The sequence below is a fragment of the Bradyrhizobium sp. Kon56 genome, assembly GCF_055807635.1.
The window spans coordinates 64,835-78,417 of the sequence record NZ_JBVVOU010000011.1 but is presented as its reverse complement, the minus strand read 5'-3'; the positions used below and the strand labels follow the sequence as shown (position 1 = coordinate 78,417).

10 protein-coding genes and 1 pseudogene are annotated in these 13,583 nt (G+C 64.0%); 4 read left to right on the top strand and 7 right to left on the bottom strand.

Annotated features, from left to right (window positions below):
* Positions 1 to 203: 203 nt before the first annotated feature.
* Positions 204 to 1,820, top strand: a complete 1,617-nt coding sequence (locus AC0L3B_RS19325) for a phosphoenolpyruvate carboxykinase (RefSeq protein WP_018460052.1) — start codon at positions 204 to 206, stop codon at positions 1,818 to 1,820.
* Positions 1,821 to 1,985: 165 nt separating this feature from the next.
* Here the strand turns inward: AC0L3B_RS19325 and AC0L3B_RS19320 are convergent, their stop codons facing one another.
* Both AC0L3B_RS19320 and AC0L3B_RS19315 read right to left on the bottom strand, forming a co-directional pair.
* A complete protein-coding gene (locus tag AC0L3B_RS19320; RefSeq protein WP_085352000.1) occupies positions 1,986 to 2,801 on the bottom strand; it encodes an acyl-CoA thioesterase in 816 nt (271 codons plus the stop codon).
* A gap of 94 nt (positions 2,802 to 2,895) precedes the next feature.
* On the bottom strand, positions 2,896 to 5,412 hold the full coding sequence (locus AC0L3B_RS19315; RefSeq protein ID WP_085384957.1) for a glycogen/starch/alpha-glucan phosphorylase: 2,517 nt from the start codon (positions 5,410 to 5,412) through the stop codon (positions 2,896 to 2,898).
* A 218-nt stretch (positions 5,413 to 5,630) separates the two neighbouring features.
* On the opposite strand from AC0L3B_RS19315, the gene AC0L3B_RS19310 reads away from it, so the two are divergent.
* Complete coding sequence (locus tag AC0L3B_RS19310) at positions 5,631 to 5,876, top strand: hypothetical protein (protein WP_240544159.1); 246 nt, start codon at positions 5,631 to 5,633, stop codon at positions 5,874 to 5,876.
* 63 nt (positions 5,877 to 5,939) lie between these two features.
* Here the strand turns inward: AC0L3B_RS19310 and AC0L3B_RS19305 are convergent.
* Positions 5,940 to 6,229 (bottom strand): annotated as a pseudogene (locus AC0L3B_RS19305) (GIY-YIG nuclease family protein).
* 188 nt (positions 6,230 to 6,417) lie between these two features.
* On the opposite strand from AC0L3B_RS19305, the gene AC0L3B_RS19300 reads away from it, so the two are divergent.
* Positions 6,418 to 6,849 carry a hypothetical protein gene (locus AC0L3B_RS19300; protein ID WP_018460048.1) on the top strand — a complete coding sequence of 144 codons (432 nt, stop codon included), beginning with the start codon at positions 6,418 to 6,420 and terminating at the stop codon, positions 6,847 to 6,849.
* Positions 6,850 to 7,005: 156 nt separating this feature from the next.
* Here AC0L3B_RS19300 and AC0L3B_RS19295 read toward each other — a convergent pair whose 3' ends face one another.
* Positions 7,006 to 7,782, bottom strand: a complete 777-nt coding sequence (locus AC0L3B_RS19295; RefSeq protein ID WP_083926594.1) for a DUF2865 domain-containing protein — start codon at positions 7,780 to 7,782, stop codon at positions 7,006 to 7,008.
* Between the two features lie 271 nt (positions 7,783 to 8,053).
* On the bottom strand, positions 8,054 to 8,617 hold the full coding sequence (gene pyrE, locus AC0L3B_RS19290; protein ID WP_018460046.1) for an orotate phosphoribosyltransferase: 564 nt from the start codon (positions 8,615 to 8,617) through the stop codon (positions 8,054 to 8,056).
* A gap of 199 nt (positions 8,618 to 8,816) precedes the next feature.
* Between pyrE and AC0L3B_RS19285 the strand changes: the two genes are divergently transcribed.
* Entirely contained in the window at positions 8,817 to 9,443 is a 627-nt protein-coding gene (locus tag AC0L3B_RS19285) for a glutathione S-transferase family protein (protein WP_473380906.1), read from the top strand.
* Positions 9,444 to 9,483: 40 nt separating this feature from the next.
* On the opposite strand, the gene AC0L3B_RS19280 is transcribed toward AC0L3B_RS19285, so the two are convergent.
* Both AC0L3B_RS19280 and polA read right to left on the bottom strand, forming a co-directional pair.
* On the bottom strand, positions 9,484 to 10,119 hold the full coding sequence (locus tag AC0L3B_RS19280) for a LysE family translocator (protein WP_247285412.1): 636 nt from the start codon (positions 10,117 to 10,119) through the stop codon (positions 9,484 to 9,486).
* A 184-nt stretch (positions 10,120 to 10,303) separates the two neighbouring features.
* Complete coding sequence (gene polA, locus AC0L3B_RS19275) at positions 10,304 to 13,384, bottom strand: DNA polymerase I (protein WP_473380905.1); 3,081 nt, start codon at positions 13,382 to 13,384, stop codon at positions 10,304 to 10,306.
* Positions 13,385 to 13,583: the final 199 nt, after the last annotated feature.

Below are 13,583 nucleotides of genomic sequence, written 5' to 3'. Positions count from 1 at the left end.
GATTTTTTGATGCGACTGCTCAGAGCTGACATGCGCGACGTTTGGCGCGGTCCTTGAATAAACCAAATCCGAAGGGATCAGCTTGGCAACGCCTGCGTTCATCAGTATTAGGTCGTTCCAACCGAGGCCGAACGGCCTGTAATCACGGTGACCGCGGCGGCGCCAAGCATGATCGCGCTGAGTGGGTTCTAGGAGGATTTTTCGTGCAAGAGACGGGCGTGCGCAACGGTGCCTTCGGCGCCGACAAATTCGGCTTAAAGAATCTCAAGCAGGTTCACTGGAACCTCGGTGCGCCGCAACTCTATCAATACGCGCTCTCCGCGGGCGAGGCGGTGCTGTCGGCCGATGGCGCGCTCTGCGCCGACACCGGCGAGTTCACCGGCCGCAGCCCCAAGGACAAATTCACGGTGCGTGACGCCACCACCGACAAGAAGATGTGGTGGGCCGGCAACCAGTCGATCACCGCAGAGCAGTTCGAGACGCTCTACCAGGACTTCCTCAAGCACGCCGAAGGCAAGTCGCTGTTCGCACAGGACCTCTATGGCGGCGCCGATCCGGCTTATCGCATCAAGACCCGCGTCTTCACCGAGCTCGCCTGGCACTCGCTGTTCATCCGCACGCTGCTGATCCGTCCCGAGGCGATCGAGCTCTCGGCGTTCGTGCCCGAGCTCACCATCATCGACATGCCGAGCTTCCGCGCCGATCCGAAGCGCCATGGCTGCAAGTCGGAGAATGTCGTCGCGATCGATTTCGCCCGCAAGATCGTGCTGATCGGCGGGTCTTACTATGCCGGCGAGATGAAGAAGTCGGTCTTCACCACGCTGAACTACTATCTGCCCGAGCGCGGCGTGATGCCGATGCATTGCTCGGCCAATGTCGGCGCCAAGGGCGATGCGGCGATCTTCTTCGGCCTGTCCGGCACCGGCAAGACCACGCTGTCAGCCGATCCGAACCGCACGCTGATCGGCGATGACGAGCACGGCTGGGGCCCGAACGGCGTCTTCAACTTCGAAGGCGGCTGCTACGCCAAGTGCATCAAGCTGTCGCAGGAAGCCGAGCCCGAGATCTATGCCGCCTCGACCCGCTTCGGCGCGGTGCTCGAGAACTGCGTGTTGGACGAAGACACCCGCGTGGTCGATTTCGACGACGGCTCCAAGACCGAGAATACGCGCTCGGCCTATCCGCTCGAGTTCATCCCGAACGCCTCGCGCACCGGCCGCGCACCGCAGCCGAAGAACGTGGTGATGCTCGCCGCCGACGCCTTCGGCGTGCTGCCGCCGATCGCCAAGCTCTCGCCGGCGCAGGCGATGTATCACTTCCTGTCGGGCTACACCGCCAAGGTCGCTGGCACCGAGCGCGGTCTCGGCAATGAGCCGCAGCCGGAATTCTCGACCTGCTTCGGCTCGCCCTTCCTGCCGCTCGACCCCTCCGTCTACGGCAACATGCTGCGCGACCTGATCGCCCAGCACAATGTCGACTGCTGGCTGGTCAACACGGGATGGACCGGCGGCAAGTACGGTACCGGCTCGCGCATGCCGATCAAGGTGACGCGCGCGCTGCTGACCGCGGCCCTCGACGGCTCGCTTCGCAACGTCGAATTCCGCACCGATAAATATTTCGGCTTCGCGGTCCCGACCGCGCTGCCGGGCGTGCCGAGCGAGATCCTCAACCCGGTCAACACCTGGAAGGACAAGGACGAGTTCGACAAGACCGCCCGCGCGCTGGTCGGCATGTTCCAGAAGAACTTTGCCAAGTTCGAAGCCCAGGTCGACGCCGAGGTCCGCGCCGCTGCACCGGACGTGAAGCTCGCGGCGGAGTAAGCTTGCGTCGTTTGAAATTCGAAAGGGCGGCCGCGAGGCCGCCCTTTTGCTTTTCAAGATGTCTCTCCACCGTCATTGCGAGCGCAGCGAAGCAATCCAGAATCCCTCCGCGGAAACAGTCTGGATTGCTTCGCCGCGCTCGCAATGACGAACTTGCGGAAGCAGCTACGCCTTGAAATACGCGATCTGCGTGCTCGTCGCGAGCAGCCTTCCGTGGGGCGACCACAGCTCGGCGTTCTGGTCGGCGTAGCTCTTGTGCATGATCTTTGAATCTGCGGTCGCCAGCACGCGGGTGATGTCCTCGGCCGCGAGTTCTTCGCTGTCAGTGTGGAAATACGTCGTCAGCGACACCGTGCCAAACGGCACCAGCTCGCGCCGCGCGTGGAAGATGCGGCCGAAGAAGGCGTCCGACATCGACATCAGCGACGGCATGTCCAGCTTGCGCGGCTCGCGATCACTGATCCAGAGCTTTGAGTAAGTGCTGGCGAGTTCGGGCTTGGACGGGCCGATCCGCATCTCGCCCTCGACGAACCGGAATTCATACTGGTTGGCCCAGGACGCCGCGATCTTTGGGAACGGCATCGTCTCTTCGAACGGCTTTGCATCCGGATATTGCGCCACCCTGTGGTCCCAGGACGGCCGGCGTTCGGCGAACACCGCGGTGGCGAGGGTTGCGACCTCGCCGCCGCCTTGCGACAGTTCGACGCTCCAGTGCTGGCTGGAGCGGTTGGCCTTCACCAGTCGCACGTCGAGATCGAACGGCCCCTTGGCGATCGGCGCGCAGTAATTCACGGTGAGCGCCAGCGGATCGCCGGCACGTTCCGGATGCTCGATCAGCGCGCGCAAAATGGTCGCGGCCGTGACGCCGCCGAACGGGCCGACAAAGGCCCAGTAATCGTCGCTGGTGTGTCCCTGCCAGCTCGAGTCACCGGCGGTGACGCGGGTGGCGTCGTCGAAAGGGTGCGGGAGCTTGGCGTGCATTGCTTGATCCGGCGTTCAATGACGGACGTCATATCACGTCCGCCGCCGGCTTGTGCAATTACCTCGTGGGTAACCGATTTCACGTCGCGGAAATTCAGCCCGCGACGTCGCGCAGGGTCGGCAGCAGCGGCGTGGTGGGGTTGACCGGCACGTTCCAGATCTCCTCGGCGTATTCGCGAATGGTGCGGTCGGAGGAGAACCACGCCATGCGCGCGACGTTGAGGATCGAGGCGCGGGTCCAGGCCGGCGCCACCTGCCAGCGCGCATCGACGCTGCGCTGCGCCTCGTAATAAGAATCGAAGTCGGCGCTGACCATGTAATGGTCGAGATAGCGCAGCGCATGCGCGATCGATTCGAAGCGGCCGGGATCGCCGGGCGAGAATTCGCCGGCGCCGATCGCATTGATGGCGCGCTGGAGCTTCGGCGAATTGCGGATCACGTCCGAGGCGTCCAGCCCCTGCTTGCGCCGGATCATCACGTCACCGGCTTCCATGCCGAAGATCGCGATGTTCTCCGCGCCGACATGGTCGCGGATCTCGATGTTGGCGCCGTCGAGCGTGCCGATGGTGAGGGCGCCGTTCAGCGACAGTTTCATGTTGCCGGTGCCGGAGGCTTCCATGCCGGCTGTCGAGATCTGCTCGGAGAGGTCGGCAGCGGGAATGATCACTTCGGCAAGGCTGACATTGTAGTCGGGCAGGAACACGACCTTGAGCTTGCCGCCGATGGCGGGATCGTTGTTGACGACTTCCGCAACATCGTTGATGAGTTTGATGATCAGCTTGGCGTAGCGGTAGCTCGCCGCCGCCTTGCCCGCAAAGATCTTCACCCGCGGCACCCAGTTGCCGTTGGGGTCGTCCTTGATCGCCTGGTACAGCGCGACCGTCTCGATGACATTGAGAAGCTGGCGCTTGTATTCGTGGATGCGCTTGATCTGCACGTCGAACAGCGCGTTCGGGTCGACCTTGATGCCGAGGCGCTCGCCGATCAGGCGCGCCAGCGCCGTCTTGTTGTGAAGCTTGACTGCGCGGAACCTCTTCTGGAATTCGACGTCGCTGGCGCGGGCCTCGATCAGGCTGAGCTGCGTCGGATCATCGAGCACGGCGTCGCCACAGGTCTCGCGCAACAGATCGGTCAGTTTCGGGTTCGCCAGCATCAGCCAGCGGCGGAAGGTGATGCCGTTGGTCTTGTTGGTGATGCGGCCGGGGTAGAGATGGTTGAGGTCGTGGAACACGGTCTCCCGCATCAGGTCCGAATGCATCGCCGAGACGCCGTTGATGCGGTGGGAGCCGACGAAGGCGAGCTGGCCCATGCGCACGCGCCGGCCGCTCCGCTCGTCGATCAGCGACACCGAGGCGCGGAAGTCGATGTCGCCGGGGGCGCGCGCCTCTGCGAGCGCGAGATGCTGCACGTTGATGCGGTAGATGATCTCGAGATGCCGCGGCAACAGCCGTTCGAACAGCTCGACCGGCCAGGTCTCCAGCGCCTCAGGCAGCAGCGTGTGGTTGGTGTAGGACAGCGTGGCGACCGTGATCTTCCAGGCCTCGTCCCAGCGGAAATTGTGGTCGTCGATCAGGATCCGCATCAGCTCGGTGACGGCCAGGCTCGGATGGGTGTCGTTGAGCTGCACCGCGACCTTGCTCGACAGGCTGCGAAGCTGGCCGTCCGACGCAAGGTGCCGCTTGATCAGGTCCTGCAGCGAAGCCGAGACGAAGAAATATTCCTGGCGCAGGCGCAGCTCGCGGCCCGCCGGGCTCTCGTCGTTCGGGTAGAGGAATTTACAGATCGCTTCCGCGCGCGACTGCTCGGCGCTGGCGCTGACATAGTCGCCGGTGTTGAAGGCATCGAGCTTCAACGGATCGGGCGAGCGTGCCGACCACAGCCGCAGCGCGTTGACGTGCTGGCCGCGCCAGCCGACGATCGGCGTGTCATAGGCCATCGCCTGCACGGTCTCGGACGGATGCCAGATCGCGCGATCGCGGCCCTTGTCTTCGACATGCTCGACACCGCCGCCGAAGCGAATGTCATAGATCACTTCGGGCCGCTGCAATTCCCAAGGGTTGCCGAAGCCGAGCCATTCGTCCGGATATTCCTGCTGCCAGCCCTGATTGATGATCTGACGGAACAGGCCGTAATCATAACGGATGCCGTAGCCGATCGCAGGGATCGACAGCGTCGCCATGCTTTCCATGAAGCAGGCGGCGAGACGGCCCAGGCCGCCATTGCCGAGCGCCGCGTCCGGCTCGCATTTGCGCAGCTCAGGCAAGGAAACGCCGAGATCGCCGAGCGCGACCTCGAAGATCTTCAATAGCCCCATATTGTTCAGCGCGTCGCTGAAGAGGCGGCCGATCAGGAATTCGAGCGAGAGATAATAGACCCGCTTGCGCCCCGCATCGTAGCTGTGCTTCTCGGCCGTGAGCCAGCGATGCACGATGCGATCGCGCAGCGCCAGCGCCGCGGCCTGGTACCAGTCGTGCTTGGTGGCCATGCCCGCATCCTTGCCGATGGCAAGGCGCAGCTTCGCCAGGATCGCGCCCTTGATCTCAGCCAGAGCGAGTTCGTCGATGGGCTGGTTGGGGGCGGAGAAATTGGGCTGGAACGATGAATCTTGCAAAGTCGTCACTTCCTGGTCGCGAGAACACTACTGACCCTACGCATCTTGCCTCTGTACGGAACCATTGCTGGTGCGACCGTGCACTGCGTTTGGCGTAAAATTATGCAAGGAACGGGCCGATTTGGGAACCCGGACGCATACGGGGAAACGTGGATTTGGTGCTAGAATGGCGGCCAATTCAGCCATCAGTGTGGAGGAGGCGCCCGATGAACTCTCTGATGAGACCTGTGACGCGACGGCTGATCGAAATCGCCGCCGCCACCTTCCTCGTCGTCTGCATCACCGCGTCCAGCGCCGCCTTCGCCGCCGGCAAGATCGGCCGCAGCGCCGACGGCCTGAGCTGCGCCGTCACGCTTCCGCAAAACGCATCCTCCGCCGCCCGCTGCGCCGCCATCAAGCGCCAATGCGGCGGCAAATTTTACGCAAGCGCGTGCGGGGATAAGTTGATGTCAGCGGCGAATTGAGCAGGGGCTGGTGCAACGAAGAAGGTGTCGTCCTGGCGGAAGCCAGGACCCATTACCCGCCTGTCAGATGAGGCCTGACCGATCATTCCAATCGGGATTTCTTCCTCGATCAGCTTGATCTTCCAGTCCCGCTTCCAGAACTTGAGCTGCTTCTCGCGCGCGATCGCCTCCTGCAGTGTTGCGTAGGCTTCGACATGAACGAGGCGGAAGATTTTATACTTGTGCACGAACTTCGAGCCGCGACCCGAACGATGTAGCTCAAGCCGCGCGCGGACGTCGTTGGTGATTCCGATATAGATCGTGTCGTGATGGCGGCTTGCGAGAATGTAGACGAAGTAGCTGCTCGTGCTCATGGCCCAACCCGCAAAAGCAACACTGACCGGGGTAATGGGTCCTGGCTTTCGCCAGGACGACGCTCTCCAACAATCGCGCCTAACATCAGAACAAATTAAGAACACTTTAGCAAGTCTTTGATATATCATTGTGATTCGGCGTGTTGCCGACACCATATCTAGCGTCTGCCAGACTTCGCGAGGACTACATGTCCACCATTGCCTTCGATCAATTTGCCCTCACCAGGATCGCCGATTTCGCGCGCTCGCTGTCGCGGCTGCATCAGGCGGCGCGGCGCCACGCGGTCGACGACGACCAGTTCGACCGCGAGTTCAACGCGGTGTGCCAGTCGATCTGGGGCTACACCATCGACGACGTCAGCGACGATCTGTTTTCGGCGCAGGACCATCTGTTCCTCGACACGCTTGACGAAGCGCATGCGCGCATCTTCGCCGCCGAGCAGGGTTATGATCTCGTCGACGACCAAGGCATGCTCACCGACTGGTGGGGTTTTTGCTGGATGATTTTAGCCGAGAAGCGCGGCCTGCTCACGGCAGACAACCGCGCCGCCGCGCGCGCGGCGATCGAGGAGAAATATCTGGCGGCGCCGAACGTGATCGGCGTGATCATCGGACGGTGACCCACCATCCTCCGTCATTGCGAGGAGCCTCTTGCGACGAAGCAATCCAGAGTGCCTCCACGGAGCCAGACTGGATTGCTTCGCTTCCGCCTTCGCTCTTCGAGCTTCGGCGGACAAGTCGCTCGCAATGACGGCTTGGCTACAGACGAGCCTGAGCTAGTCCAGCCCAGCCCGCTTCGCCGGCTTTTGCGTTTTCGGCACCGTCACGTCGGGGAGCGTCTCGCGCACGATCTCCGCGGCAGGGGCATCCGCCGCCACCGTGTCGGCGCGCACCGGCGCCACCTTCATCTCGCCGAGCCGTGCGCGGACCTGCGCGGTGAGACCGGGATAGGAGGCGACCGGGGTGAAGTCCGCGGCCTGGTCGTTGCCGACGCGGATGCCGGTATAGGCGACGAGACCGTCGCTGGTGGCGATCACGTCGCCGGGCTTTAGCGACGAGTCCAGCGCCAGATCGACCGGAGCAAGGCCGACCGGCTCGCGGCCGTTGCAGGTGCAGTCGGCGCGCAGCGCCTTGCGATAGGCGAACGCGTTCTCGCTATCGGCATAGCGCTCGCCGGTCTGCGACGCCGCGCCGTCGATCGAGGAGCCGAAATAGATCTTGGTGGCGCTTGCAGGACAGAACGCCTGACACATCTGCGCGGGCGAGGTGAGACCGCGCATCAGCGGAAAATATTTGCCGTCGCAGCTGCGCACGCAGAACGCCGGTCCCGAGCCGCCGGCCGCAGCCGAACGTGTCGGCGGCACGTATGGCGGACTTGCGCCGTTCTGCTGGCCGGTGAATGGATCGGCGTAGGAGCTCGGCTGCTGCGGCACCTCACGCTGCGGCCGCTGCTGCTGCTGCATTCCGCCGAAGAAGAAGTCGAACAGGCCTTCGGCCGAAACCGGGGCCGGAGCCGCAACCAGCGGTGCTGCCAATGTGGCGGCTACGAGCATCGCGCGACGCCACCGGCGCGCATGGGACATGACTGTACGCAAACGCTTACTCCACCCGGCGCTACCCAACCGGCCGGGACCATCAGGTCTCAGCACATGATTCACCATAAGGCGGGATGGTAAATGAGCGGTTGAGGGGGGAGGAGCGGCGTCGCCGGACGGGTGGACCTCGTCATGGCCGGGCTTGTCCCGGCCATCCAGGATCTCTGGTGCGGCAAAGACGTGGATGCCCGGTCAAGCCCGGGCACGACGGCGGAAAAAGTCTAGCCGCTCAAGCCTTCAAGAACTCCGACGCCTTGTACAGCGAGCGGAACGGCAGCCCGGCCGCGCCAAAGGTGTCGTCGGCGCCTTCCTCGCGGTCGACCATGGTCAGCACCAGCACCACTTCCGCGCCGGTCTCGCGCACCGCTTCCACGGCCTTCATCGCCGAGCCGCCGGTGGTGGTGACATCCTCGACGATCACGACGCGCTTGCCCTCCAGCGTCTCGCCCCTGGGCAGCCCCTCGATCGCGAGCTTGGCGCCATGCTCCTTCGGCTTCTTGCGCACGAAGAAGGCCGCGATGGGATGGCCCTTGATCCAGGAGATCTGCGCCAGCGCGCCGGCCAGCGGCACCGCGCCCATCTCGAGCCCGCCGATGAAATCGAGCTGGTCATCCTTCAGCGCCTCATAGGTCAGCTCGGCGAGCAGGGTCGCACCCTCCGGGTCGAGCATGGTCGGCTTGAGGTTGAAGTAGAAGTCGCTCTTGCGGCCCGACGCGAGCGTCACCTCGCCGCGGCCGAAGGAGCGCCGGCGGATGATCTCGAACAGGCGGGCGCGGGAGGCTGATTTAGACACGGCGGGCCCTCGGGAGCATTTTTGGAGGTGGCGGAATTTATCCGCGACGGCCTCGACATTCCAGAGGGGGCTTCCCCCGTCAACAGGGATCGGCCATCCCGGGCGGCCGGTTGTGGGGGTGCAACGTTCTGGGGTAGGTGGATGCCGGATATCTCGGGCAAGAAAACCTGCAAGAAGGCTGGGCAAGGACACGCGACAAATGACCATCGAGCTGCACACCTGGAACACGCCGAACGGCCGCAAGATCTCGGTCGCGCTGGAGGAGATGGGGCTGCCCTACAAGGTGATCCTGGTGAATATCAGCAAGGGCGAACAGATGGCGCCGGAGTTCCTGAAGCTCTCGCCCAACAACAAGATTCCCGCGATCCTCGATCCCGAGGGGCCGGACGGCAAGCCCGTCAGCATCTTCGAGTCGGGGGCGATCCTGCTGTATCTCGGCGAAAAGACCGGCAAATTCCTGCCGAAATCGCTTTCGGGCCGCATCCCCGTCTATGAATGGCTGATGTGGCAGATGGGCGGCTTCGGGCCGATGCCGGGCCAGGTGCACCATTTCATCGCGCTCGAGAACGAGCAGGACCGCGCCTACGGCCTCAAGCGCTACATGGCGGAGACGCGACGGCTCTACGGCGTCCTCGACCGCCGGTTGGAGGCTCGCGATTTCGTGGCCGGCGAGCTCTCGGTTGCCGATTTTGCCATCCTGGGCTGGGCCTGGCGTCACCCTCGCCACAAGGTTGACCTGGCCGACTTCCCCAACGTCAAGCGCTGGTACGAGGCCCTGATGGCGCGCCCCGCGGTGAAGCGGGGCATGGAGGCGAAGCTGGATTGATCTTTCTCTCCCTCTCCCCGCAAGCGGGGAGAGGTGAAAATCACACCTTCCGCGCTTCGACCGCCATCCGTACCGCAAGCCCGGCCAGCACCGTGCCCATTAGCCAGCGCTGGACCAGCATCCAGCTTGGCCGGCTTGCGAGAAACAGCGCGATCGATCCTGCCGCAAGCGCGATCATGGCATTCACGCTGACACTGATCGCGATCTGGATCGCGCCGAGCACCACCGACTGCGCCAGCACGCTGCCGGCGGCGGGGTCGATGAACTGCGGCAGCAGCGCGAGGTAAAGCATCGCGATCTTCGGGTTGAGCAGATTGGTGACGAACCCCATCGCGAACAATTTGCGCGGGCTGTCGATCGCAAGCTGCTTCACCTGGAACGGCGAGCGCCCGCCCGGCTTCACTGCCTGCCAGGCCAGCCACAACAGATAACCCGCGCCGGCAAAGCGCAGCGCGTCATAGGCGAAGGGAACGGCGAGCAGCAGCGCCGTGATGCCGAATGCCGCGCACAGCATGTAGAACACGAAGCCGAGCGCCACGCCGCCGAGCGAGACGATGCCCGCCGCAGGCCCTTGCGTGATCGAACGCGAGATCAGGTAGATCATGTTCGGCCCGGGCGTGAGCACGAGGCCGAGGCAGACGAGAGCGAAGCCGAGCAGGGCGGAGGCGTGGGGCATGGCTGAACCGGTGCGGGAGACCGCTCGATTTTAATATGCGAGGCCTCGCCGTGCCATCGCGCAATTGCACGGAGGACAATTCTGACCTGTGTCTCTCTCTCTATAGGTCGTCCCGGCCCCCGTGCGGGCGCACTTGGCCGGGACGACACTCAAAGTTTGGAAGGAGCGAAGTGAAGACGTAGCGTCAATGTGCCTCGTCCCAATTGTTCGCTGCGCGTGCATCGACATGCAGCGGCACCGAGAGCAGCACGGCCGGGAACGGCGCGTCCTGCATCACGTGCTGCACGACGGGGAGCGTCGCCTCGACCTCCGCGTCCGGCACCTCGAAGATCAGTTCGTCGTGCACCTGCAGCAGCATCTGCGCCGACAATTTCTTCTGGACCAAGGCATCCTCCATCCGCGTCATCGCGCGGCGGATGATGTCGGCGGCGGTGCCCTGGAGCCGGGCGTTGATCGCGGCGCGCTCGTTGAAGGCCCGCACCGAGGCGTTCGAAGCCTTGATGTCGGGATAGTACATCTTCCGTCCGAACAGCGTGGTGACGTAGCCGTGGCTCCGGCAGAAGTCGCGCGTCTCGTCCATGTAGGCGCGGATGCCGGGGAAGCGTTCGAAGTATTTCTTGATGTAGGCGGAGGCCTCTTCGCGCGCGATGCCGAGCTGGTTGGCGAGGCCGAACGCCGAAATGCCGTAGATGATGCCGAAATTGATCGCCTTGGCGCGGCGCCTGATTTCGCTCGGCATGCCCTTGATCGGCACGCCGAACATTTCCGATGCCGTCATGGCGTGAATGTCCAGACCGTCGCGGAACGCCTGCTGCAGCACGGGAATGTCGGCGATCTCAGCGAGCAGCCGCAGCTCGATCTGCGAATAGTCGGCGGAGACGAGCTTGTGCCCTGGCGTTGCGATGAAGGCGCGCCGGATCTTGCGTCCGTCCTCGGTGCGCACCGGAATGTTCTGCAAATTCGGCTCGTTCGACGACAGCCGGCCCGTCGTGGTCGCGGCCAGCGCGTAGGTCGTATGGACGCGGTGGGTCTGGGGATTCACGTAGGTCGGCAACGCGTCCGTGTAGGTCGATTTGAGCTTCGAGACCTGGCGCCACTCCAGAATCTTCTTCGGGAGGTCGTGGCCCTGCTCGGCGAGCTCGTCGAGCACCTGAGCGGTGGTCGACCACGCGCCGGTCTTGGTCTTGGTGCCGCCCGACAGTCCCATCTTGCCGAACAGGATGTCGCCGATCTGCTTCGGGCTGCCGACATTGACCGGCTCGCCCGCGATCTGCTGGATCTCGGCTTCGACACGGGCCGCAGTCTGGGCGAAGTCGCCGGAGAGACGCGACAGCACCTGACGATCGATCGAGATGCCGCGCCGCTCCATGCGTGCGAGCACCGCGACCAGCGGGCGTTCCAGCGTCTCGTAGACCGTGGTCATGTGCTCGGCGATGAGGCGCGGCTTCAGCACGCGCCAGACGCGCAAGGTCACGTCGGCGCCTTCCGCCGACAGCGACGCGGCCTTGTCGATCGGCACCTGGTTGAACGTGATCTTGCCCTTGCCGCTGCCGAGCAGCTCGTTGTCTTTGAGCATCGCGTGACCGAACCAGCGCTCGGACAGTTGCTCCAGAGCGTGCGAGCCGCGGCCGGCATCGAGCACGTAGGAGATCAGCTGCGCATCATCGGTGTTGCGCAGTGTGATGCCGTGCTGCGCCAGCATCACCGCGGTGAATTTGACGTCGAAGCCGATCTTGAGAATGCCTGGTGATTCCAGCACCGGCCGCAACGCTCCGATCGCATCAGTGTGCTTGACCTGGTCGGGCGCGAGGCCCGCGTCGAACAGGCCGGCGCCGCCGCCGGACTGCTTGTGCGCCAGCGGCACGTAGCAGGCCTCGTTCGGCGCCAGCGCCAGCGCGATACCGCAGAGGTCGGCCTGCATCGGATCGATCGAGTTTCCCCGGATCTCGACCGCGACATGGCCGGCATCGTGAATGCGCGCGATGAACGCGTTCAATTCCGCGAGCGTCTTGATGGCCTGGTACTTGCTGCGGTCGACCGGAAGCTTGCGCAAAGCCTCTTCCCGCGCGGCGGCGAGCGAAATCGGCGCGCCCTTCGGACTCGCGGCCTTGTCCTCCTTGCTCGCCGAAGGGTTGCGCTGGCCCACCGGAACTTGCGCCGGCGCGCCGGTTCCCGGGGCCGGCACGACGTCCGAAGGCGGCAGCGGCGAGAAGACGCTGGCGCCGCTGGAATAGCCTGGATCGGCATCGACGTTGGCCGGATCGATCTGCGAGAACTCGGCGACGCGGCGCGTCAGCGTGGAAAATTCCATCGCCTTCAGGAACGCGATCAGCTTGCGCGCATCGGGCTCGTGGACGGCGAGATCGTCCAACGGGACGTCGAGGTCGACCTTGTCGTCGAGCAATACGAGCTGCCGCGAGATGCGCGCCTTCTCGGCGTTCTCGATCAGCGCCTCGCGCCGCTTCGGCTGCTTGATTTCGGTGGCGCGGAACAGCAATTGCTCGAGATCGCCATATTCGACGATCAGCTGCGCCGCGGTCTTGATGCCGATGCCGGGCACGCCCGGAACGTTATCGGTGGAATCGCCAGCCAGGGCCTGCACTTCCACCACCTTCTCCGGCGGCACGCCAAACTTCTCGATCACCTCGGGGATGCCAATGCGGCGGTCCTTCATGGTGTCGTACATGGTGACGCAGTCGGTGACGAGCTGCATCAGGTCCTTGTCGGAGGACACGATTGTCGCGCTTGCGCCGCGCTCGCAGGCTTGCCGTACATAGGTCGCAATCAAATCGTCGGCCTCGAAGCCCACCTGTTCCAGGCAAGGCAGGTCGAAGGCGCGCACCGCCTCGCGGATCAGCGAAAATTGCGGGATCAGATCGTCCGGGGCCGGCTGCCGGTGTGCCTTGTACTCAGGATAGATCTTGTTGCGGAAGGTGATTTCCGACTTGTCGAAAATGATCGCCAGATGGGTCGGCCGGTTGTCCTCGGGCATCTCGCGCAACAGCTTCCACAGCATGTTGCAGAAGCCGAGCACGGCATTGACCTGCAAGCCGTCGGACTTGCGGTTCATCGGCGGCAGCGCATGGTAGGCGCGGAAGATGTAGCCGGAACCGTCGACCAGGAAGACATGGTCGCCCTTGCCGGCCGCCTTCGCGGCAACGGGCTTGGCAGCAGCTGTCGCAGCAGCGGGCTTGGTTTCGGCGGCCTTGGGCGCGGCAGCCTTGGTGTCAGCTTGGGCGGTGGTCTTTGGGGAGCTCTTGGGCATGGCCGCAATGTATGAATTTTTGCGGGATTTGACAGCCTTGGGAGGTGGATTTTTGGCTTGCGGATGCCGCTATCCCCACTGTCATTTCCCGCATCCCCCGCTGTCATTCCCCGCGACGACGGGGAATCCAGTACGCTGCGGCTTCTCCGTATACGACTGCTGCCCTCTGGAATACTGGATCCCCGCCTTCGCGGGGATG

Bases quoted from the DNA above. Each gene is read 5' to 3' on its own strand.
- AC0L3B_RS19320 (WP_085352000.1), bottom strand. From the start codon at position 2,801: ATGCACGCCAAGCTCCCGCACCCTTTCGACGACGCCACCCGCGTCACC.
- AC0L3B_RS19310 (WP_240544159.1), top strand. From the start codon at position 5,631: ATGAGACCTGTGACGCGACGGCTGATCGAAATCGCCGCCGCCACCTTC.
- AC0L3B_RS19300 (WP_018460048.1), top strand. From the start codon at position 6,418: ATGTCCACCATTGCCTTCGATCAATTTGCCCTCACCAGGATCGCCGAT.
- AC0L3B_RS19295 (WP_083926594.1), bottom strand. From the start codon at position 7,782: ATGCTCGTAGCCGCCACATTGGCAGCACCGCTGGTTGCGGCTCCGGCC.
- AC0L3B_RS19285 (WP_473380906.1), top strand. From the start codon at position 8,817: ATGACCATCGAGCTGCACACCTGGAACACGCCGAACGGCCGCAAGATC.
- AC0L3B_RS19280 (WP_247285412.1), bottom strand. From the start codon at position 10,119: ATGCCCCACGCCTCCGCCCTGCTCGGCTTCGCTCTCGTCTGCCTCGGC.
- polA (WP_473380905.1), bottom strand. From the start codon at position 13,384: ATGCCCAAGAGCTCCCCAAAGACCACCGCCCAAGCTGACACCAAGGCT.